At 56.4% G+C, this 20,128-nt stretch carries 17 protein-coding genes and 1 tRNA gene; 8 read left to right on the plus strand and 10 right to left on the minus strand.

Annotated features, from left to right (window positions below; translation table 11 throughout):
* Positions 1–145: 145 nt before the first annotated feature.
* Both H8699_RS07905 and H8699_RS07910 read left to right on the plus strand, forming a co-directional pair.
* Positions 146–1,258, plus strand: a complete 1,113-nt coding sequence (locus tag H8699_RS07905) for an Ldh family oxidoreductase (RefSeq protein WP_283244180.1) — start codon at positions 146–148, stop codon at positions 1,256–1,258.
* A 31-nt stretch (positions 1,259–1,289) separates the two neighbouring features.
* Positions 1,290–2,462 (plus strand): NAD(P)-dependent malic enzyme, encoded by a 1,173-nt coding sequence (locus tag H8699_RS07910; protein WP_249285206.1) that lies wholly within the window; start codon positions 1,290–1,292, stop codon positions 2,460–2,462.
* Between the two features lie 62 nt (positions 2,463–2,524).
* Here H8699_RS07910 and H8699_RS07915 read toward each other — a convergent pair whose 3' ends face one another.
* The 3 genes from H8699_RS07915 to H8699_RS07925 are packed head-to-tail and all read right to left on the minus strand — an operon-like array spanning position 2,525 to position 4,405.
* Complete coding sequence (locus H8699_RS07915; protein WP_249285207.1) at positions 2,525–3,169, minus strand: ABC-2 transporter permease; 645 nt, start codon at positions 3,167–3,169, stop codon at positions 2,525–2,527.
* The gene (locus H8699_RS07920) at positions 3,166–4,026 is read right to left on the minus strand and encodes an ABC transporter ATP-binding protein (protein ID WP_249285208.1); all 861 of its coding nucleotides are present in this window, start codon (positions 4,024–4,026) and stop codon (positions 3,166–3,168) included. Before H8699_RS07920 ends, H8699_RS07915 begins: the two co-directional genes overlap by 4 nt.
* A gap of 1 nt (position 4,027) precedes the next feature.
* Positions 4,028–4,405, minus strand: a complete 378-nt coding sequence (locus H8699_RS07925) for a GntR family transcriptional regulator (RefSeq protein ID WP_249285209.1) — start codon at positions 4,403–4,405, stop codon at positions 4,028–4,030.
* Between the two features lie 141 nt (positions 4,406–4,546).
* Between H8699_RS07925 and H8699_RS07930 the strand changes: the two genes are divergently transcribed.
* Both H8699_RS07930 and H8699_RS07935 read left to right on the plus strand, forming a co-directional pair.
* Entirely contained in the window at positions 4,547–5,824 is a 1,278-nt protein-coding gene (locus H8699_RS07930; protein WP_249285210.1) for a glycosyl hydrolase family 18 protein, read from the plus strand.
* 253 nt (positions 5,825–6,077) lie between these two features.
* Positions 6,078–7,796, plus strand: coding sequence for a DUF262 domain-containing protein (locus H8699_RS07935; RefSeq protein ID WP_249285211.1), 1,719 nt, complete (start codon positions 6,078–6,080; stop codon positions 7,794–7,796).
* Positions 7,797–7,975: 179 nt separating this feature from the next.
* On the opposite strand, the gene H8699_RS07940 is transcribed toward H8699_RS07935, so the two are convergent.
* Positions 7,976–9,154: a LysM peptidoglycan-binding domain-containing protein gene (locus tag H8699_RS07940; protein WP_249285212.1), complete on the minus strand. Its 1,179-nt coding sequence runs from the start codon at positions 9,152–9,154 to the stop codon at positions 7,976–7,978.
* Between the two features lie 198 nt (positions 9,155–9,352).
* Positions 9,353–11,227 (minus strand): bifunctional metallophosphatase/5'-nucleotidase, encoded by a 1,875-nt coding sequence (locus H8699_RS07945; RefSeq protein WP_249285213.1) that lies wholly within the window; start codon positions 11,225–11,227, stop codon positions 9,353–9,355.
* 182 nt (positions 11,228–11,409) lie between these two features.
* Between H8699_RS07945 and H8699_RS07950 the strand changes: the two genes are divergently transcribed.
* Together H8699_RS07950 and mtnA are read left to right on the plus strand one after the other, a co-directional pair.
* Positions 11,410–12,192 carry an inositol monophosphatase family protein gene (locus tag H8699_RS07950; protein WP_249285214.1) on the plus strand — a complete coding sequence of 261 codons (783 nt, stop codon included), beginning with the start codon at positions 11,410–11,412 and terminating at the stop codon, positions 12,190–12,192.
* Positions 12,182–13,252: an S-methyl-5-thioribose-1-phosphate isomerase gene (gene mtnA / locus H8699_RS07955; protein ID WP_249285215.1), complete on the plus strand. Its 1,071-nt coding sequence runs from the start codon at positions 12,182–12,184 to the stop codon at positions 13,250–13,252. The genes H8699_RS07950 and mtnA overlap by 11 nt, the downstream gene beginning before the upstream one ends.
* Positions 13,253–13,255: 3 nt before the next feature.
* Here mtnA and H8699_RS07960 read toward each other — a convergent pair whose 3' ends face one another.
* The 5 genes from H8699_RS07960 to H8699_RS07980 form a co-directional block, all read right to left on the minus strand.
* Positions 13,256–14,035 carry a tocopherol cyclase family protein gene (locus H8699_RS07960; RefSeq protein ID WP_249285216.1) on the minus strand — a complete coding sequence of 260 codons (780 nt, stop codon included), beginning with the start codon at positions 14,033–14,035 and terminating at the stop codon, positions 13,256–13,258.
* Positions 14,036–14,260: 225 nt separating this feature from the next.
* A tRNA-Arg gene (locus H8699_RS07965) sits at positions 14,261–14,337 on the minus strand.
* Between the two features lie 102 nt (positions 14,338–14,439).
* Positions 14,440–15,609, minus strand: coding sequence for an ABC transporter permease (locus H8699_RS07970; protein ID WP_249285217.1), 1,170 nt, complete (start codon positions 15,607–15,609; stop codon positions 14,440–14,442).
* On the minus strand, positions 15,606–16,283 hold the full coding sequence (locus tag H8699_RS07975) for an ABC transporter ATP-binding protein (protein WP_249285218.1): 678 nt from the start codon (positions 16,281–16,283) through the stop codon (positions 15,606–15,608). The genes H8699_RS07970 and H8699_RS07975 overlap by 4 nt, the downstream gene beginning before the upstream one ends.
* A gap of 12 nt (positions 16,284–16,295) precedes the next feature.
* Positions 16,296–17,888 (minus strand): HlyD family efflux transporter periplasmic adaptor subunit, encoded by a 1,593-nt coding sequence (locus H8699_RS07980; protein WP_249285219.1) that lies wholly within the window; start codon positions 17,886–17,888, stop codon positions 16,296–16,298.
* 259 nt (positions 17,889–18,147) lie between these two features.
* Between H8699_RS07980 and asnA the strand changes: the two genes are divergently transcribed.
* Both asnA and dapF read left to right on the plus strand, forming a co-directional pair.
* Positions 18,148–19,155: an aspartate--ammonia ligase gene (gene asnA, locus H8699_RS07985; RefSeq protein WP_249285220.1), complete on the plus strand. Its 1,008-nt coding sequence runs from the start codon at positions 18,148–18,150 to the stop codon at positions 19,153–19,155.
* 12 nt (positions 19,156–19,167) lie between these two features.
* Positions 19,168–20,013, plus strand: coding sequence for a diaminopimelate epimerase (dapF, locus tag H8699_RS07990; protein WP_249285221.1), 846 nt, complete (start codon positions 19,168–19,170; stop codon positions 20,011–20,013).
* Positions 20,014–20,128: the final 115 nt, after the last annotated feature.

Raw genomic sequence — 20,128 nt, forward strand, 5'->3', positions numbered from 1 at the left:
GAAACCTTTAGAGATGAAGAGTAAAGGTATGGGCGTGTTTGCTATACACGTAAAGTACTTTTACTCTTTTTTTGCGCCTATAGCGCCGCAGGTTTCTACCGTCAATCGATTCGTTAAAGGCAATGAAGAAAGGGGAAAATGGATCATGGCTAAAACCAACATCGTCGATTGGACCACGATTACCAATTTCGTAGTAGACGCTTTTAAAGGCTACGGCATCCCGGAGGAGGACGCGAAGATCTGTGCGGACGTGCTGCTGGAGAGCGACAAGCGCGGCATCGAGTCCCACGGGTGCAACCGCTTTAAGCCTATCTATCTGGACCGCATCAAGGCGGGCATCCAAAACCCCGTGACCAATTATGAGATCGTGAAAGAGACCGAGACCACCGCTGTGGTGGACGGGCATGACGGCATGGGCCAGGTCATCGGCTATAAATCCATGCAGCTGGCTATTGATAAGGCTAAAAAGTACGGCATGGGCATGGTGGTTGTGCGCAACTCCTGCCACTATGGCATCGCCGGCTACTACACCACCATGGCGGCTAAACAGGGCTGCATCGGCCTGACCGGCACCAACGCCCGGCCCACCGTTGCGCCGACCTTTGGCGTAGAGGGCATGTTCGGCACCAACCCCCTTACCCTGGGCGTGCCCACGGATGAGGCGTTTGACTTCAACTTTGACGCGGCTACCTCCATCACCCAGAACGGCAAGCTGGAGTACTATGAGCGCATCGGCGAGAATCTGCATGCCGGTACGGTAGTGGGCGCGGATGGCAAGGCCATTGAGGGCGACGCGGGCGCGGCGCTTAAGGCTATCGGCAGCGGCAATGCGGCGCTGACCACGCTGGGCGGCATCGGCGAAGATTTGGGCGGCTACAAGGGCTACGGCTTTGCGATGTTCGTAGAGTTCCTTTCCGCGGTACTGCAGGATGGCAGCTACGGCAAAGCGCTGATCGGCAAGGGCGAAAACGGCGAGAAGCGCCCCTTCCACCTGGGTCACTTCTTCATCGCCATCGATACCGACCACTTCATGGGCGAGGATGTTTGCCGCAAGAAGGCGGGCGACATTATCCGCGAAGTGCGCAGCGCCAAAAAAGCCCCGGGTGCAGAGCGCATCTACACTGCCGGCGAGAAGGAGTACGAGATCCGTCTGGCCCGCAAGGACGGCGTGCCCATCAACGAGTCTGTACAGAAGGAGTTCATCGCCGTGCGCGACGAGCTGGGCCTGACGCAGTATAAATTCCCCTTTGAGGACTAAGAAAGATTCGATTTCATAAGAGGAGGACAATATGAATATCCGTGAAGAGTCGCTGAAAAAGCATTATGAGTGGAAGGGCAAGATCGAAGTGGTCTCCCGCGCTTCCATCAACACCCGTGAGGAGCTGGCCCTGGCCTACACCCCCGGTGTTGCCGAGCCCTGCATGGTCATCCATGACGACTATGACAAGTCCTTTGAGCTGACCCGCCGCAGCAACCTGGTAGCCGTCATTACCGATGGCACCGCCGTGCTGGGTCTGGGCGATATCGGCCCGGAGGCCGGTATGCCGGTTATGGAGGGCAAATGCGCGCTGTTTAAGGAGTTTGCGGATGTGGACGCCTTCCCGCTGTGCGTGCGCTCCAAGGATGTGGACGAGATCGTCAACACCATTTATATGATCTCCGGCAGCTTTGGCGGCATCAACCTGGAGGATATTGCCGCGCCCCGCTGCTTTGAGATCGAAAACCGCTTGAAAGAGCTGTGCGACATCCCGATTTTCCACGATGACCAGCACGGGACGGCTATCGTCGTGGCCGCGGCGATGATCAACGCGCTGCGCCTGACGGGCAAGAAGAAAGAGGAGATCAAGGTGGTCTTAAACGGCGCGGGCGCCGCGGGCAACGCCATTGCCAAGCTGCTGCTCAGCCTGGGCATCAAGAGCGTGGCCATGTGCGACCGCAAGGGCCTGATCTATGAGGGCCGCGAGGGCATGGACCCTGCCAAGCAGGAAATGGCCAAGATCACCAACCTGGAGAAAAAACAGGGCTCCCTGGCGGATGCCGTCAATGGCGCCGACGTGTTCCTGGGCGTTTCCGCCCCGGGCGTGCTGACCCCGGATATGGTGCGCACCATGAACAAGGATGCGATCGTACTGGCGATGGCCAACCCCACGCCCGAGATCATGCCGGACGAGGCCAAGGCCGCCGGCGCGCGCATCGTGGGCACGGGCCGCAGCGATTTCCCCAACCAGATCAACAATGTGCTGGCCTTCCCTGGCATCTTCCGTGGTGCGCTGGATTGCCGCGCTTCCGAGATCAACGAGGCGATGAAGGTGGCCGCCGCCGAGGCGCTGGCCAACCTGGTGCCGGACGACAAACTGAACGAGGAGTACATCCTGCCGGATGCGCTGGATAAGCGCGTGGGCCAGTTTGTGGCCGAGGCCGTTGCCAAAGCCGCCCGCGAAAGCGGCGTGGCCCGCATCTAACCAAAAGCGATAAAAAAGACCGCTGCAAAACGCAGCGGTCTTTTTATATATCAATAGGCGAATTAAAATTCTTTTTTGCTCATGATCCGTACGGACAGGGCGTAAGAGAGCGCTACGATCGCCAGTACGGCCAAGGGCAGCAGCGGCAGGGCGATCTGAAACCAGCGGTCCAGCGCGGCGAGATCCGGCGCGGGCAGCCCCAACGCCTCGCCGATATAGCGCCAGCCCAGGGATAGAACGGTGGGGATCAGGACTACGGCCAGCAACAGCAGCCGCCCTTTTTCCGCGCCGAACTTATAGAGCAGCGGCAGCAAAATACTGCCCAAGACCAGGGAAGCGCCGCAAAACAGGCCCGCTTGCATAAACAGCGCGCCGGGGTCCCACTGGCCGCGGATGATACCCTGGATCCCGATAGCAACGCAGCCCACCAGGCAGCCCAACGCGGCCAGGATCAGCATGACGGCGTATTTCCCCAAAACCAGCTGCTGGCGGGTGATAGGCATGGTCAAAACGTATTTATCCCATTTGGCCATTTCGTCGTAGCTCAAGGTGGTGATGACCATCATGGTGCACAGCACCGTGGCCACTGCGGCGAAGCCGCTGTTCTCCATGGGGAGAAAAATAGCCCCGTAGAGCAGTAGAATTAGGATCAGGGTAAAGCTATAGCGTTTGAGATTTAAGAAATCTTTGGCGATCAAACCCTTCAAAGCGTGCGCCCCCTTACGTAAAACAACATGATATCTTCCAATGTGGCCGGTTCGACCACGGCGCCGGGGTGATGGATACGATAGGCATTTTTATCCCGGACCAGCACCTCGCAGCTGAACTGCCCTTTGCGCAAGCGCAGCGCCTGGCTGCGATCCAGTGTGGCCAGCGCCTGCTCGCTGCATTTGAGGATGCCCATCTTGCCGGTCAACTCGTCTTTATTATCGCTCAGGGCGACCTGCCCTTCGTGGATAAAGGTGACATAGTCGGCGATCTTGTCCAAATCGCTGGTGATGTGAGAGGAAAGCAGGATCGCTTTGCGTTCGTCCTGGATAAAATCCATAAAAAGATCCAGAATTTCCTCCCGCACGATGGGGTCCAGGCCGCTGGTGGGTTCGTCCAGCAGCAACAGCCTGGGATGGTGCGCCAGTGCAGCGGCAATGCACAGCTTGGTCTTCATCCCCTTGGAAAGCGCCTTGACCGGCTTACCCTCGGGGAGGGAAAGCTGGCGGGTCAGGCGGGTAAAATAGGCGGGATCCCAGTTGGGGTAGATGCCGCCCATAACGGTGGAGATATGGCGAAGCGTTAGATTATCGTGAAAGCAGCTTTCGTCAAACACCACGCCGATCTGCGCCTTAATGGCGTTTTCCAGCCCGCCGTCCCTGTGGCCCAGCAGCGTGATCTCGCCGCTGTCGCGATGGATCAAATTCAAAATAGCCTTGAGGGTCGTGGTCTTCCCCGCGCCGTTCTCCCCGATCAGGCCCATGATACTGCCGCAGGGCAGCGAGAAAGATAGATCTTTAAGCGCGAAGTCGGGATAGGCCTTGTTGAGGTTTTTCACCTCCAGCGCCATTTCCATTTTATTCATCTCCTTTGTAGAGTACCTGTAAAATTTCCACCAGCTCGTCACAGGGCAGCGCGCAGCGCTTGGCCGCATCTACCGCCTGCTGCAGGTGTGCTTCGACCTGGCGCAAATGCTCCTCGCGGATAAAATCCGTATTTTTACCGGCTACAAAGCAGCCTTTGCCGGGCACGGTTTCGATAAAGCCGTCCCGCTCCAGATCCGCATAAGCCCGCTTGGTGGTGATCACGCTGATGCGCAGTTCTTTGGCGAGCAGGCGCATGCTGGGCAGGGCGGCACCCTCCTGCAGTTCGCCGCCCAAGATCATGGCCTTGAACTGCGCGGTGATCTGCTCGTAAATGGGCTTATCGCTGGCATTGCTGATAATGATATCCATGCGATCTCCTTGTATACTGTGTATAAACGATATGCACAGTATAACTGCGATATGCAAAAAGTGCAAGCCCTTTTTGCAAATTTCATTCTTTTTCCAGCGCGGCATTTATATACTAAAGTAAAAATAAAGGGGGGAATACCGATGGTGATCCATACCGTACAGCCGGGGGAGAGCGTACAGAGCATCGCGCAGCAATACGGCGTTTCGTCATATAGATTAACGGTGGAAAATGGGCTGGAGTTTCCCGTGCGGCTGGCCGTAGGGCAGGCCCTGGTGATCCAGTATCCCAAAGTAGTGCACAAGGTCGTCGCGGGCGATACGCTTTGGCGTATCGCGTCGGATTACGGCATCAGCGTCAACCAGCTTTACCGCAACAACATTGAATTGGGCGGATGGGACCGGATCTTTCCTGGACAGGAGTTGGTGATCGAATACGCAGATGCGCCGCAGGGCGAGATGGCTGTAAACGGGTATGCCTATCCGTTTATCGAGCCGGCCACGCTGCACCAGGCGCTGCCTTACCTGACGTATCTGACGCCGTTTAGTTACAGCGCCCAGGCGGATGGCGAACTGGATGACATTGAAGACGAACGGCTGATCGCCCTGGCCAAGCAATGGGGTGTAGTGCCGATCTTGCACGTATCCAATCTGGACGAGGATGAGCGATTTAGCACTGACCTGGCCAGTCAGCTATTGAACGACCCGGTGGCCGTCCGCAGGCTGATCGAGGAGATCCTGGAGACCCTGGTGGAAGAAGGTTATGGCGGGGTGGACGTGGATTTTGAATCCGTCGCCGCGGCGGACCGGCAAAAGTATGTAGACTTTATACAGGCTTTGGCCGACCGGCTCAACCCGCGGGGCTACACAGTCACCGTTGCATTAGCGCCCAAACTCTCGGACGACCAGGAGGGGCTGCTTTATGAGGGGATTGATTATCAAGGCCTGGGGCAGGCGGCTAATAACGTGCTGCTGATGACCTATGAATGGGGCTATACCTATAGCGAACCCATGGCCGTAGCGCCGCTAAACAGCGTGCGGCAGGTGGTAGAATACGCGCTGACCCGTATCCCGGCGGAGAAGATCTTTTTAGGCGTGCCCAACTACGCCTATGACTGGACGCTGCCCTATGTAGCGGGCCAGTCCCGCGCGCGGGCGCTGGGCAACCAACAGGCGGTAGCGCTGGCGCAGCATAAAGGGGCTGAAATCATGTTTGACCCCATCGCCCAGACGCCCTATTTTAATTACTATGATGAGGGTACCCAGCACGAGGTCTGGTTTGAGGATGCACGCAGCATCCGCGCCAAATTGGCGCTGATACCCGAATACGGGTTACAGGGAGCGTCATACTGGAACTTGATGCGCCCGTTTGTACAAAACTGGGTGCTGCTCAACGCGCTTTACAATATCCGCCAGGGCTGAAGAGAAAAATAAAAAAAGCCGGGCAGCCTGTGGGGAACACTAATAAGGAAGTAGCAGAGATAACCATAAACTTAATAGCCGACAAACAGAGTTGCTAGTGTTTGAGAAAAAGCCGATACTGAGTCAGATAATACTGGGTCAGTATCGGCTTTTTATGTTAGCAATTGTCGATAAATCCTTATCGTGATATAATTTTGATAAATTATAGATTGGATATTTATTTCGGAACATTTGAAATAGGAGGCAGATGAAAATGGCCTTTGATGCTCAACAGAAGAAGGTTAATGATGTTCTTTCTGGAGATGTCAGGTATGTAATTCCACGGTATCAGCGCAAATATGTATGGCAAGAAAAGCAGTGGAGGGAACTTTTTGACGATATAAAATATTGCCTTGATGTTTCCAATGAGTACAAAGAAAAAGGTCAAGAAATTGAATGGACTCATTTTTTGGGAAGTTTCGTTTTTGAGCGCAGTGGGAAAGATTTAATCGTGATTGATGGCCAACAGCGTTTAACGACAATTACCCTTATGTTATGTGCTATATGTACACTTTTCAATGAAATAGGAGAAGAACCTCGTTTTCGCGGTGTAACAAAGTATATTATTGGCACAGATGATATGGGAGCAGCTTATGCACGGGTTGATAATCAAGACTTGGATAATTTCCAATTTATTGTTGCGGAATCAACAGAATATAACAGCTTACAATCTAAACCGAAATTGTTCTCCGGAGCATATATGGTAAATTCACCACAAGATAATGTAAATGTAAAGCAATGTTTTTTCTTTTTTTATAATCAGTTTCAAGAGTTAATTCATCACAGCAAAAATCCCGCTGCTGAACTTGGAAATATTAAAGATAAGATTATGGGATTAGATGTAATAGACATCCGCGCTTCAAATCAGCAAGAGAGTTATAATATCTTCGAAATTTTAAATGCGCGTGGCGTTGATTTGAAGCAGCACGAGCTGATTAAAAATTACATTTTTAAGTATATTCATCCTCGCGCCAATATTGATACAGCCAAAATGAAATGGAATTCTATGGAGGCTAAACTGTATATAAGCAGGAGGTCAACATTAGATAGCTTTTTCACACATTATGTCTCACACCGATTCGAAAAGCCTAACAAGGATAATACAGAATTTCGAATCGTGAAGCAATTTTGCGATCGCCAACATATGGGAGATTTTTTGGACGACCTATATGAAAAGGCCTCCTTTTATCGGATGTTTTATTTTCCAGACGAATGCGACAATCCGATTATTAAAGAATCATTGCAATTCTTTTTGAGTAATAATCATCGGCAATTTCGCCCGCTATTCCTTTCGGTAATTTCCGCATACAAACGTCATAAAATCACAGAAAGCGATGCGGAAAAGTTTTTTGTTTTTATTCGAAATTTTTATCTTGGATACGGTGTAGTGTGTAACGGTAAATCAAATACCATAGAAGATATGGTATATCAATATGCTCGAAAAATTGAAAATGAGGATGCTATCACTGCTTTAAATGAATTAAAATTAAAGCTATACCAATATTACCCGGATTACAATACATTTGAAGCAAATTTTATACTTTTGGGATGGTCACACCGGGTAAAAAGTTATAAGACCCTAAGTCGAAAAAAAGAGGTTCAATACATACTTTCCGGAATCGAAGAACACCATTTAGCCTCCAATCAGGAACTAACTGTCCACAAATTTTCTATCGAACACATAGCCAATGATGACGGATCAGAAACTCATTGTAAGATTGGAAATTTACTTATGCTTGCAGAACTAATTAACGGCGGTGCTGCTGATAAAACTTATACTGAAAAGATTCCTTACTATAAGCGATCAAATTTTGTGTCAACAAGAAAATTTGTAGAACGTTACGGAGAATTGGAAGAGTGGTCTGAGAGTAATATAATCGAACGCGGGAAATATATGGCAAAACTTGCATATGATGTAATTTGGAAATTTTAATTTCTACGCATTTTAAGTTGTAACTATAAAGGGTTGAGTGCCAAGATATTCCCGGTTGTCCATTCGGGGTAGAACGGCAAAGACAAGGTAGGACGGCATGACCTTTCAGCCATGCCGCCCTGCGACAATCAAATTGCCTCCTTATAGGCGCGCGCCTTAGGCTGCCCGGCTTTTTAACGCTAAAGTTTGATGACCTGCCCGGGATAGATCAAACTGGGGTTAGCGATGCCGTTGAGGGCGACCAGATGAGAAACACTGGTGCCAAAGCGCTGCGCTATCCCCCAAAGCGTATCGCCCGCGCGCACTGTGTAGCTGCCCGAAGCGCCGCCTTGCTCTACGTGGATATCCAGCACCTGTCCGGGATAGATCAGGCTGGGATCTGCGATATGGTTGACGCCCGCCAGATACTGCACGGTGGTGCCAAAGCGCCGGGCAATGCCCCAAAGCGTATCCCCCTGGCGCACGGTATAGGTCTGCACTGTAGTCTGCGGCGTACCGGGTACCTTGAGCACCTGCCCGGTATAGATCAGGTTGGGATTGGCGATGCCGTTGAGCTGCACCAGCGCGGAGACGGTGGTATCAAACCGCTGGGCGATGGCGCTAAGGGTATCGCCCCGGCGCACCGTATAAAGCTGGTACGGCTCGCAGGAGGAACAGGGCGTATCTCCGCTCATGAACATGGCCTGGGTAAACTGATCCCGGTCCACGTTGCCGCTGATGCCGGAAACGCGGCCGGTGCTGGTGTACTGGAAACCGGCCCAGCTCGACCATTTGCCGTTTGCCGCAGGGGCGGAAACGCCATACTCCGCCACCCAAAGGGAGTAAACGGCCAGATCGGCCGCAAACACATTCGCGGCTTGATAGCTGTTGCTGTAGATGGCGACCTCCTTGCCGCTGGCCTGCTGCAGCGTTTCTAAAAACGCGCGGGAGATGGCGTTGATCTGATCGACTGTGAGGCTGCCAAAGTACTCAAAATCCATGACCAGGCGGCACTCGGGCTGCTTGCCCCGCACCGTGGCGGCAAAAAATTGGGCCTCCTGCCGGGCCTCCTCCACGCTGCGGGCGTTGACATAGTGATAAAAGCCCACCTTCAGGCCGTTGGCCTTGGCCTGCGCATAATTGCGCTCAAAGTAAGGGTCGACATAACTAGAACCCACACTGGAGCGGATATAGACCACCTCGATGCCGTCGCCGGCCACGGCGGCAAAGTCGATCTCGCCCTGCCACTTGCTCACGTCAATGCCGGCATAGATGCGCTCATCGGCCGGGCCGAAGGCCAGCGCGGGAACGGTCAGCACGACCAGGCAGCTTAAGGCTAGCACCAGGGCCGCCAGCGTGCGCCAACTGCTGATTTTCATTCATCCAAACCTCCTTTTTCGTCAGGATACTTTCAGTATACGTGGCAAAGGGATATTTGGTTCATCCTGCTAGGCATATCCGCACACCGTATAGCGGAGTGGTTAGGAAAATATCCAATGGGACAATTGGCGGGGTAACCTGGCTGTGCAATAAAAAGGCCCTGACTTTCGTCAGGGCCTAGGGATAGATTTAAGGTGTTACCGCCGGGTATCTTCTTTGGCGCGGGTGTGCTGGCGGATCGCCAATACGATGTTGGCGGCTACCAATGCGGCCAGCATCAAGGCCAGCAGGGGATAGGTTTGCGCATCGTCCCCGGTATCCGGACTGGAAACGCCAGTGGGCGCGGGCGACGGCTGGGCGGTGGGCGCTGCGCTGGGGGATGCTGTGCCGGAGGGTGCGGGAGAGGCCTGCGCGCTCTCCGTGGGGGCGGGCGTTACCGTTGCGCTGGGGGTGGGCTGCGCCGGCTCTGGAACCAGGGCGACCAGGCCGGGGACGTCAAGTCCCTTTTCAAAATCGCCGGTCTGGATGAATTTGATCAGCGCTTCCTCGCAGGTGGAGATTTCGTATTGGGTGGGCGCCGATACGATGTCCGGATATTCCGCATCCGCAATGACGTAGCTGTTCGTGGCGACCGAGTAGGTGCGCACCGGGTCCAGCGGCGCGCCGCCGATCTGGGCCTGCACGACCCGGCTGCCGGCCGGGCGGGTCACATCGTAAGTGGCGCTGATGCCGCTAAATTGTAGATAACTACCGCTGTTTTCCGGCCAGGCGTATTGATAGGGATCCTCCCCATTGGCGACGGCCTGTTTTTGGAGCGTGTAAACCGCATCGCACTGGATGCCGATATCGATGGCGTGTTCCAGCACGTTTAGAAGCTGCTGCCCGGTCAGCTGCCGCACGACCAGGGTATTTCCGTAAGGCGAGATGCTGATCATATCCTTATAGACGATCTGCCCCTCCGGAAGGCCCGCGCGGATGCCGCCGGCGTTTTCGATGGCCACGTCGGCCCCGGTAGCGTTGCGGTAAGCGTTGGTGACCAAGCGGCCGATGGCCTGCTCGCTCACCCGAAGTTCCTCCCAGGAATAGGGGAGGGCGCGGGTGCTTTGACCGATTTCCCGATTCAGCAGCGGCTCTTGTAGCTCTACGATTGAAGAAATGGTTTGATCGATCGCCGGATCCGACAGGCCGGCTACATCGCTGGCGGATAAAAAGCGCGCGGTGGTAGCGCTGGCATTTACCCGGCCGGAAGCGGGGTCAAACGCCAGGGTCAATACGCCGATGTTTTGAAAATAGTACCCGGCCTCCACCACGGGCACCTCTCGGCCGTCGGCATCCGGATAGACCGTATCGATGAGCAGATGCTCGTGCCCGGCGATTACCGCGTCCACCCCGTGCAGGGCGGAGACAAAGCCGGGCAGATCCGCCTGATGGGTTAAGGCGATCACGATATCGCAGTTTTCCACATCCCGCAGAATCTGGGCGATCTCGTTGGCCTTATCCGCCTCGGGCAGAAACTGGAGCCCGGCGACATGGGCCGGCGGGGTGGAGGTGTAAAACGCATCGTCGATCACCCCGAAAACCCCTATCCGCAGCGGGGTGTTGTCGCTGGCTACCACGTCTTTGACCAGATAGGGCGCATCAAAAAAGGCGCTGGCGCTGTCCGTTACCACATTAGCGGCCAGTATCTTAAAGCTTCGCCCCTGTCCCAGGGCCTTGAGCTGGTCTTTGCCATAGCGCCAATCGTGGTTGCCGGGCGTCGTGGCGTCATACCCCACGGCAGCCATCAGCTGAGCGATGGAAGCCCCCTTTTCCACGGTGGCAAAGGCCTGCCCGTGGAAGGTATCCCCCGCGTCCAACACCAGGGCGGGCTGTTCCCGGTCGATCACGGCCTTGAGCGCGGAAAAACCGATCTGTCCGCGGCTGGTGGCCGTATAGTAACCGTGCAGGTCGTTGGTGTGCACGATCTTGACGGTGGTTTGCGCGTTCCCCTCCTCAGGCGCGGCGAGTGCAAAGCCGGAGAGGGAAAGTAACATACTGATCGACAGCAGCAAAGATAGCAGCTTTTTTTTCATACCGTTACTCCTTTGGATTTTAACCTTGCGATCCTAAAGCAGTATACTATAAAAAGCAGCGGGAAGGAAGCCCGTAGCGGTTGAATTTGCGGCGGGCCGATGCTAGAATGAAGCGGGATTTACCGGCGGCAGAAGCGCGTTTGCATCTGCCGCAAACGCGGCGGAGAAAGGCGGAGTTCAGTATGGATAAAGAGGCGCGCATCATCGCGCTGATCGCCCAGGCGGGCAGGGCGATGGTGGAGTTTGAAAAGGATTTTGACGTCATTGAAAAGGGTGGCAGCCAGAATTACGTGACCACGGTGGACCTGCGTGTTCAGCGGATGATCGCCCAGGCGCTGGAGGAGATATGCCCGGAGGGGATATTGATCGCCGAGGAGGAAGGGCTTGGAAAGGCCCGGACAGCGCCCTGCTTTTTCGTGCTGGACCCCATCGACGGGACCAGTAACCTGATGCATGGCATGAAGCACAGCGCCATCTCCCTTTCCATGCACGAGGCGGGGCGCTATGCCCTGGCCATCGTCTACGATCCTTATTTAGAGGAAATGTTCGTAGCCAACCGCAAGGGCGCGTTTTTAAATGGCGCGCCCATCCGTGTATCGTCCCGTCCGCTGACGGATGCGCTGATCGGCTTTGGGACTAACCCCTACGACCGGACCCGCTCCCACGAAAACTTTGCGGCGCTGGAGGCGCTGTTTTACCATTGCCATGAGATCAGGCGTTCGGGCTCGGCGGCACTGGACCTGGCCTATGTGGCCTGCGGCAGGCTGGATGGAATGTTTGAACAGAATCTGCAGGCCTGGGATTTTTCGGCCGGCCGCTTTCTCGTAGAGCAGGCTGGCGGCAGGGTGACGGACTATGCCTTAAATAGCCCCGACCCGACATGCGAGACCTCGCTGATCGCCTCTAACGGCCTGATCCATGAGCAGATGCACGGATTGATCACAGGAGGGCGAAATGGAAATTGATGCGGTTTATGAGGCTGGCACGCTATATCTAGACGAACGGGACGAATTGTTGATCCTGGACCAGACCCTGTTGCCTGGGGAGCGGCGGTATATCCCCGTGAAAACGGCGCAGGAGGTATGGCAGGCGATCTATCAATTAAAGGTGAGGGGTGCGCCCGCCATCGGCGTGGCGGCGGCCTATGGTCTATATGTCGCCTCAAAAAATATTGAGGAAAACGATGCCGGCAAATTTTGTGATAAGGTACGTGAGATGAGCGCCTATCTGGCCGGGGCGCGGCCTACGGCCGTAAACCTGACATGGGCGCTTGAACGGATGGAAGGGGCGCTAAACCTGGCGCGGGCCGCGGGCGTCCCGCCGCAGGCGCTGCGCCAGGCGTTAAAGGAGGAGGCGCTTGCCATCCATCGGGAGGACAGGCAGGTGTGCTTTTCCATCGCCCAAAACGGGCTGACGCTGCTGAAAAAAGGGATGGGGCTGCTGACCCACTGCAATGCCGGCGCGCTGGCTACCACAGGCTGCGGCACGGCGCTGGCGCCCATCTACTTAGGGCAGGCACGGGGCTACGGATTCCGGGTCTTTGCGGACGAGACCCGGCCGCTGCTGCAGGGGGCCCGGCTGACGGCTTATGAACTGGCTGATGCGGGCGTGGATGTTACGGTGATCTGCGACAATATGGCGGCCAGCGTGATGGCGCAAGGGCGGATAGATGCGGTATTGGTGGGCTGCGACAGGGTGGCTGCCAACGGGGACGCGGCCAATAAGATCGGCACCCTATCGGTAGCGCTGGCGGCAAAGCACTATGGGATTCCGTTTTACGTTTGCGCCCCCACCTCGACCCTGGACCCCGCCTGCCCGGACGGCGCACAGATCCCGATCGAGCAGCGGGACGGCGCAGAGATCGCGCAGATGTGGTACCGGGCGCCCATGGTAGCGGAAGGGGCAAAGACATATAACCCCGCCTTTGATGTAACGGGCCACGAGCTGATCACGGCGCTGATCACCGAAAAAGGCGTGCTCTATCCGCCCTTTGACCGGGCGATCGCCGCAGTTCTGCGGCCCTAAGGATCAAAGCGTACATTCAAAGCTGGTGTTGCGGCTGGTGAGATCAAAGAGCAGCACACCGCTTTCCCAAAGGCGAAAGCGCGCGCTGGCACAGTTGCTCTCGTGGATGGTATCCACCATTTGCCCGTTGCGCGGCGCTTTGAGGGGGAGCGCAGCATGCGCCTTAATATCCACCCGGAGCCGGTACCGCCCCTGGGCAAGGGCGAGCCCATCCCGCCCTGCATGGCGGATGTGAACGCCGCGATAGGTCGCCAGGCGGATCTCTTGGCCCTTATAGTGGATGGCGCAGATGCAACCCATAAAATGAAAGCCCACAAAAGGGATGTCGGCTACCGAGGCCATAACGCTTAGGGGCTGAGAAAAGTCGTTGCAGTGCAGCCAAAGGTACGCGCTGGGGAAGGAACGGCCCCGGTCGCCCTCAATATAGCCCCGGCCGCCGGATAGGTCCAACATCCGCCCGTCGATGAGAAAGCCGCCTTCCAGCGTATGCCCCATGCTGACCACCTCATGGCGGCACTGCATGGGCAGGAACTGAAAAGGCCCCATGATGTCCCCCTTGAGCGGCGTATAGGGCCCGTACCGCACGGCGCCTTTGATCTGGGGCAGATCTAGCCGGATCCCTTGGGCGCCGATCTGGCAGCCGGCGAGGCTATCGTATTGCCAAACATGCGTGTTGGTGATGACCTGGATAAACGGCCCGCCATCCGCCTTCCCGGCGATCAGGCACAAGGTTTGTCCGTCCTTTTGGTGCTTATAATACCGTCCCTCAAAATAATGATTCATGCGCTGCTCCCTCTGCGTTTTTCTTAGTATGGCAGATGAGCGAGCGGCAGTATGCGTGAGGATGTAAAGAAAAAATTTTTGAACAGTGAAAAGGCTTTTGCATCCCCCGCCCGAATTACAAAAAATGCTGGAAGATAACAACTTAAAACCATTAATTCTGAGCCGCGACGGTACGGGTGAATTTGTACAAAAATCGCCGCAAACTTAGTGAAGTTTGCGGCGATGTGGCGCACCTGTCGGGATTCGAACCCAAGGCCTTCCGCTTAGGAGGCGGACGCTCTATCCTACTGAGCTACAGGTGCGTGTTGTAATAATGAGCAAAAATATTATCCCACGGCGGGCAGTAAAAGTCAATAAAGAACCGCCGCGCTCTCATGGGTGCGGCGGTTGTGGGGATATACAGGTTATTCTGCCCGCAGGGCTTCGATGGGATGGAGCTTTGAGGCCTTGTTGGCGGGATATAATCCAAAAATCACGCCAACGAAGATCGAAAAACCCAGAGAGATCATCACGATATAAGCGGGCACGGTGTAGCTAGCCTGCAATACGGCGGACAGGCCCCAGACTATGAGGTAGGATATCCCAAGGCCGATCAGCCCGCCTAAAAGACTGAGGACCAGCGCCTCGATCAAAAACTGCATCAAAATACTGCCGCGGCTAGCGCCCACCGCTTTGCGGATACCGATCTCCCGCGTGCGCTCGATCACCGAAACCAGCATGATGTTCATAATGCCGATGCCGCCTACCAGAAGGCTGATGCCGGCGATACCGCCCAGCAGCAGGGAGAGCGTATCGGTAACCGAGCTCATGGTCTCCAGGATCGAGGTCTGATTAAATACGGTATAAGCATCCTCATCCTGGCGGAAGTGGGCGAGCAGCACCTGATCTAACGCCGCCTCGGCTGCGTCCACATTCTCAGCATCTGCGGCTGCGGCGTAAAAAGAGGACACGCCGCTGACGTGATAAAGGCGCTGGGCCAGGGTATAGGGGATGATCACGGCACTATCATTACTGCCCATGACGGTCTGGCCGGATTCCTCCAGTACGCCCACGACCAAAAAGCTGCGCCCGCCGATAGAAACCGTTTCGCCCACCACATCCTGGCGGCCAAAAAGTTCGTCGGCAGCTTCATACCCCAGTATCGCCACGGCGGAGTTGTTGTCCAGATCCGGCGTTTTCAAAAACCGTCCGCGGGCCAGGGTGAGTGCGCTGAGATCCTGATAAGCCGGCACGGTGCCGATAATGCTGGCACTGTAGGTGGTGCTGCCCGCCTTGACTGTGCCGCTTTGGGAGATTTTAGCTGCGGTGGCGGAGATAATCTCGTTTTCAGCGGCGATATTCTCCACATCCTGCAAAGAGAGCGGCAGATAACGCGAACTTGTGATGTTTACCGTTAAAAGATTGCTACCCAGCGACTCGATGGAGCTGGTAACCGAGGAAGTCGCCCCGGAGACCAGGGAGACCAGGACTACGACGGCGATCGTCCCGATGATAATGCCCAGCATTGTTAAAAACGAGCGCATCTTTCGCCCTGCGATGGAGGAAAAGGCCATGCGGAAGGATTGCAGAATCATACATGCACCTCCCTTTCTGTAACGCATCCGTCAAGAATATGGATGCTGCGCTTGGCCTGCCCCGCGACGTCGCCATCATGCGTGATCAGTACGATGGTGTTGCCGGCGGCGTGCATCTCGTGAAACAGCGCCATGATCTCAAGGCCGGTGCGGTGATCCAGGTTCCCAGTAGGCTCGTCGGCCAGGATCAGCGCGGGCCGGGTGACCATGGCCCGCGCGATGGCAACGCGCTGTTGCTGCCCGCCGGAGAGCTCTGAAGGACGATGGTCCAGCCGGTCGGTCAGTCCCACGCGGGCAAGGGCCTCCTGGGCGCGCGCGCGGCGATCTTTTCCCCGCACGTTCTGATAGACTAGTGGCAGCTCTACGTTTTCCAACGCGGATAAACGCCCCAGCAGGTTAAAATTCTGGAAGATAAAGCCGATCTTTCGGTTCCGGATGCGGGCCAACTCCCGCTCGGAATAGCTTTCGATCGCCTGGCCGTCCAGAATGTATTCGCCCGAGTCCGCCACATCCAGGCAGCCGATGATATTCATTAAAGTCGATTTTCCGCTGCCGGAGGGCCCCACGATGGAAACGAATTCCCCATCCTCGATCTGCAAATTGGCATGGTTGAGGGCGTACAGGCTTTCGCTGCCGATGGTGTAGACCTTGGAAACGTCGGTCATTTTGATCATACGGCCGCCCCCTTACTGGCCGCCGCCCGGGCCACCGCCCATGTTCGGCATGGAACCGCCGCGGCTGCCGCCCATATCGGGCATGGATGCGGGCTCAAAATTCATCATGCCGCCGCCCGGCATCATCATTTCCGTTTCATCCGAGCTGCTCTCGGTGGGCATATAGGCGATCACGTCCCCCTCGCTCAGACCATCGGTGATCTCTACATTCGTACCATCGGAAAGGCCGGTGGTGACGGTGCGCATCTCACCCAGAGCCCCGTCCTCGGCATAGGAGTAGACGAATTGCTCGCCGCCCCGCTCCTGCAACGCGTCAAGGGGGATCAGCAGCGCATCGGTTCGGCTGTCGATCACGATGGTGGCGGTGGCGTTCATACCCAGTTTCATTTCCTGGGAAGGGGTGACGGAGATGGTGACCGGATAGGTGGTGACCCCCTGCTCGGCGGAGCCGGAATCAGATACTTTGGTGATCTCGCCCTCGAAGGTCTCATCGGGCAAGGCGTCTAAGGTGATGCGTACCTTCTGCCCTGCGGCTACCGAGAGGATATCCAGCTCATCGATATTGACCGTGAGCGTGATACTGTCTGCGTTGGCCAATACGAAGCCGGTATTCTCGCCGCCGGGCAGGGATTGGACGACGCCATCCACGGGTGCCGTAACGGCGTTCCCTTGGGCATAGTTCAAAAGGGTGCGCAGCGTTTCAGCCTTTTCCTGGCGGGAGGCGTATAGCGACTCATAATTGCTGGAGGCGGGCTTGCTGGTCAACGTCACGAGAGTAGAGCCGCTATAAACATAACTGTCCACCGATACGCTCACTGAGCTGACGGTGCCATCCGTACCCATGACCTCAAGCGGACGGTTAACGACCATCTCGCCCTGGCCATAAGTAGTGGCGCCGTCCGAGGAGAGGACGGTAGCGGTTTCACCCGGGACAGGACCGTTATCGCTGAAGGTAACGGTCACCTCGCTGCCGGAAAGGGCGGCAACCGTGCCGGACTTTGTGGTTCCATCGGGCAGCTGGACCTTAACGCTTGCGTCCGGCGCGGGGGCTTCCTGCCCATCGGCCAGGGTGAAGGTGACCTTCATCTTTCCATCCAAAGAGAGCACGGCCAGCGCCCCATGCTGGGCCATGACGGTGCCGATATCGTCGCCCGCCGCAACGTAAAGCTGCTTGACCCGGCCGGCGGCCGAGGCGGTGATAGTTTTGGAGGATGCCGTTTCAGAAGTGCTGGACAGCTGGGCATCCAATGTAGCGATCTCATTTTTCAGGCTGTCGATAGCGCTGCGCAGCGAGGCGGAATCCAGCGTAGCCAATACGTCGCCCGCCTTGACGGAATCTCCGGCGGATACCTTGGTTTCCTCAACGCTCAGGTTGCTGGGCAGCTCAAGCGTGGTGGTTTCCCCAGCGGCCAGCGAACCGGTGCCTACCACGGTCTTTTCGATGGAACCTTTGGTGGCGACGGCCTGCATGACCTGCAACGCCGCCTGAGCAGGGCGGCTCATGAAGAAACGGGCGCCGACCAACACCCCGGCTACAATGACCACGGCGCCGATGGACAGGCCGATGATCAGTTTTTTCTTCTTTTTACTTGATGTCTTTGCCATGTTGAACCTCCAAAAGAATTTTTTGCATGAGGTATGACCATATTCGGCCTTAGAATAGGCTGGGGATATGAACGGCGAATGAATGAAAATAGGTTAAATTGTAAACGGACTGTAAACGGTTTTTAGGCCAAACTGCCCCTTTGCGACACAGTGTAGGGGTGCTATAATAAAAACTGGCAATTAAAATGGACATCAAGCGCCCGGTATGGGAGTGCTTATTGAATAAACGGCGAGGAATCGCCTGGAAGGATGATGGAAAATGGCGCACATCGTGCCGGAAGGATATAAAAGCAAGTTAGGGGTCAAGCAGACGCAGCGGGCTATCAAACTGCTCAAGGACGGGTTTGAGGAGCGGCTGTGCGGCGCGCTGAACTTGACGCGGGTATCGGCCCCGCTGTACGTGCCGGCGTCAAGCGGCTTAAACGACGACCTTAACGGGGTTGAGCGGCCGGTGGACTTTGACCTCAAAGAGATGCCGGGCGAGCAGATGCAGATCGTCCAATCCCTAGCCAAGTGGAAGCGCTTTGCGCTAAAGGAATACCGCTTCCCCGTGGGCGAGGGGCTATATACGGATATGAACGCCATCCGCCGGGACGAACAGACCGACAACCTCCATTCGACCTATGTGGACCAGTGGGATTGGGAAAAGGTGATCACCGCCCAGGAGCGGAACCTGGACACGCTCAAGACGACGGTGAGCTATATTCACGATGCGATCTACGAAACGGCCGAGGAGATCGGGCGCAAGTACCCGCAGCTTAAAAACCGGCTGCCCGAGGAGATCGCCTTTATCACCACCCAGGAGCTGGAGGATCTCTATCCAGAGCTGGCGCCGGAGGCGCGGGAGCGGGCCTATGTGAAGGAGTACGGCGGGGCGTTTTTCATGCAGATCGGCTGGCCGCTGCGCTCGGGCAAGCCGCACGACCTGCGCGCGCCGGATTATGACGACTGGAGCCTGAATGGGGACCTGGTCTATTACCATAAGGAGCTGGATGTGGCGCTGGAGATCTCCTCCATGGGCGTGCGGGTCGATCCGCTGGCCATGGAAAAGCAGCTGGCCCACGCAGGGCAGAAGGCTAGAAAGAGCCGGCCCTTCCACGCCGCGCTGCTGGCGGGTGAGTTGCCGCTGACCATTGGCGGGGGCATCGGCCAGAGCAGGCTTTGCATGCTGCTGCTGCACAAGGCCCACGTGGGAGAGGTGCAGGTATCCGTGTGGCCCGAGGAACAGCGCCGGATGCTGGAAGATAAGGGGATCGCCATTTTATAGAGGAGCGATGGGATGAAATTTACCAAAATGCACGGCGCGGGGAACGACTATATTTACGTGGACGGATTCCGCGAGCGCTTGCCTATGCCGGCGGAACAGCTGGCAATAGCGGTCAGCCGGCCGCACTTTGGGCTGGGCAGCGATGGGCTGATCGTGCTTACCCCCTGCGCGGAGGCCGACGGGCGGATGCGCATTTATAATAACGATGGAAGCGAGGCTATGATGTGCGGCAACGGAGTGCGTTGCGCCGCACGGCTGCTGCATGAGTGGGGCGATGCTAAGGGCGACGAAGTGCGCGTGATGACCAATGCGGGCCTGCGCACCATAAAGCTGCTGCCAGACGCCCGGGGCAGGCTGACCCGGGGCCGGGTGGATATGGGAAAGCCGGTGCTAAGGCCTGCGGATATCCCGGCGGCGGTACCGGGCGAGCGGGCGGTAGGGGTGCCGCTCACCGCCGGAGGGCAGACGCTGCGCTTTACCTGCGTATCCATGGGCAACCCGCACGCGGTCTGTTTTGTGGAGGACCCTGACCAGTTCCCGGTGACGGAGCTGGGGCCGCTTTACGAGCGGCACGCCGCCTTCCCCAACCGGTGCAATATCGAGTTTGCCCATGTGAGCGGGCCGGAGGAGATCCACATGCGGGTGTGGGAAAGGGGCAGCGGGGAGACGCTTGCCTGCGGAACGGGCGCCTGTGCGGTATTGGTGGCGGCGGTGCTCAATGGCCTGAGCGAACGCGCGGTGGATATGTACCTGCCCGGCGGGCAGCTGCATATTCTTTGGGACGAAGCCGACGGGCACGTCTATATGACCGGGCCCACCAGCATCACCTGTACGGGGGAATGGCTGGGAGACGAATAGCAGTTAAGCGCGCCCGCGGCAAGCAGCCCGGGCGCTTTTTTTATGGCGGCCACGCTATACAACGAAAAGCTAATTGTGATATGATGAAAGGCAGAAACGGAACGAAAAGGAGGTT

The sequence above is a fragment of the Luoshenia tenuis genome, from assembly GCF_014384745.1.
Classification (GTDB): domain Bacteria; phylum Bacillota; class Clostridia; order Christensenellales.

Bases quoted from the DNA above. Each gene is read 5' to 3' on its own strand.
- asnA (WP_249285220.1), top strand. From the start codon at position 18,148: ATGGCGCACATCGTGCCGGAAGGATATAAAAGCAAGTTAGGGGTCAAG.
- H8699_RS07980 (WP_249285219.1), bottom strand. From the start codon at position 17,888: ATGGCAAAGACATCAAGTAAAAAGAAGAAAAAACTGATCATCGGCCTG.
- H8699_RS07950 (WP_249285214.1), top strand. From the start codon at position 11,410: ATGGATAAAGAGGCGCGCATCATCGCGCTGATCGCCCAGGCGGGCAGG.
- dapF (WP_249285221.1), top strand. From the start codon at position 19,168: ATGAAATTTACCAAAATGCACGGCGCGGGGAACGACTATATTTACGTG.
- H8699_RS07920 (WP_249285208.1), bottom strand. From the start codon at position 4,026: ATGGAAATGGCGCTGGAGGTGAAAAACCTCAACAAGGCCTATCCCGAC.
- H8699_RS07925 (WP_249285209.1), bottom strand. From the start codon at position 4,405: ATGGATATCATTATCAGCAATGCCAGCGATAAGCCCATTTACGAGCAG.
- H8699_RS07935 (WP_249285211.1), top strand. From the start codon at position 6,078: ATGGCCTTTGATGCTCAACAGAAGAAGGTTAATGATGTTCTTTCTGGA.
- H8699_RS07970 (WP_249285217.1), bottom strand. From the start codon at position 15,609: ATGATTCTGCAATCCTTCCGCATGGCCTTTTCCTCCATCGCAGGGCGA.
- H8699_RS07975 (WP_249285218.1), bottom strand. From the start codon at position 16,283: ATGATCAAAATGACCGACGTTTCCAAGGTCTACACCATCGGCAGCGAA.
- H8699_RS07930 (WP_249285210.1), top strand. From the start codon at position 4,547: ATGGTGATCCATACCGTACAGCCGGGGGAGAGCGTACAGAGCATCGCG.
- H8699_RS07960 (WP_249285216.1), bottom strand. From the start codon at position 14,035: ATGAATCATTATTTTGAGGGACGGTATTATAAGCACCAAAAGGACGGA.
- H8699_RS07910 (WP_249285206.1), top strand. From the start codon at position 1,290: ATGAATATCCGTGAAGAGTCGCTGAAAAAGCATTATGAGTGGAAGGGC.
- H8699_RS07945 (WP_249285213.1), bottom strand. From the start codon at position 11,227: ATGAAAAAAAAGCTGCTATCTTTGCTGCTGTCGATCAGTATGTTACTT.
- mtnA (WP_249285215.1), top strand. From the start codon at position 12,182: ATGGAAATTGATGCGGTTTATGAGGCTGGCACGCTATATCTAGACGAA.
- H8699_RS07905 (WP_283244180.1), top strand. From the start codon at position 146: ATGGCTAAAACCAACATCGTCGATTGGACCACGATTACCAATTTCGTA.
- H8699_RS07940 (WP_249285212.1), bottom strand. From the start codon at position 9,154: ATGAAAATCAGCAGTTGGCGCACGCTGGCGGCCCTGGTGCTAGCCTTA.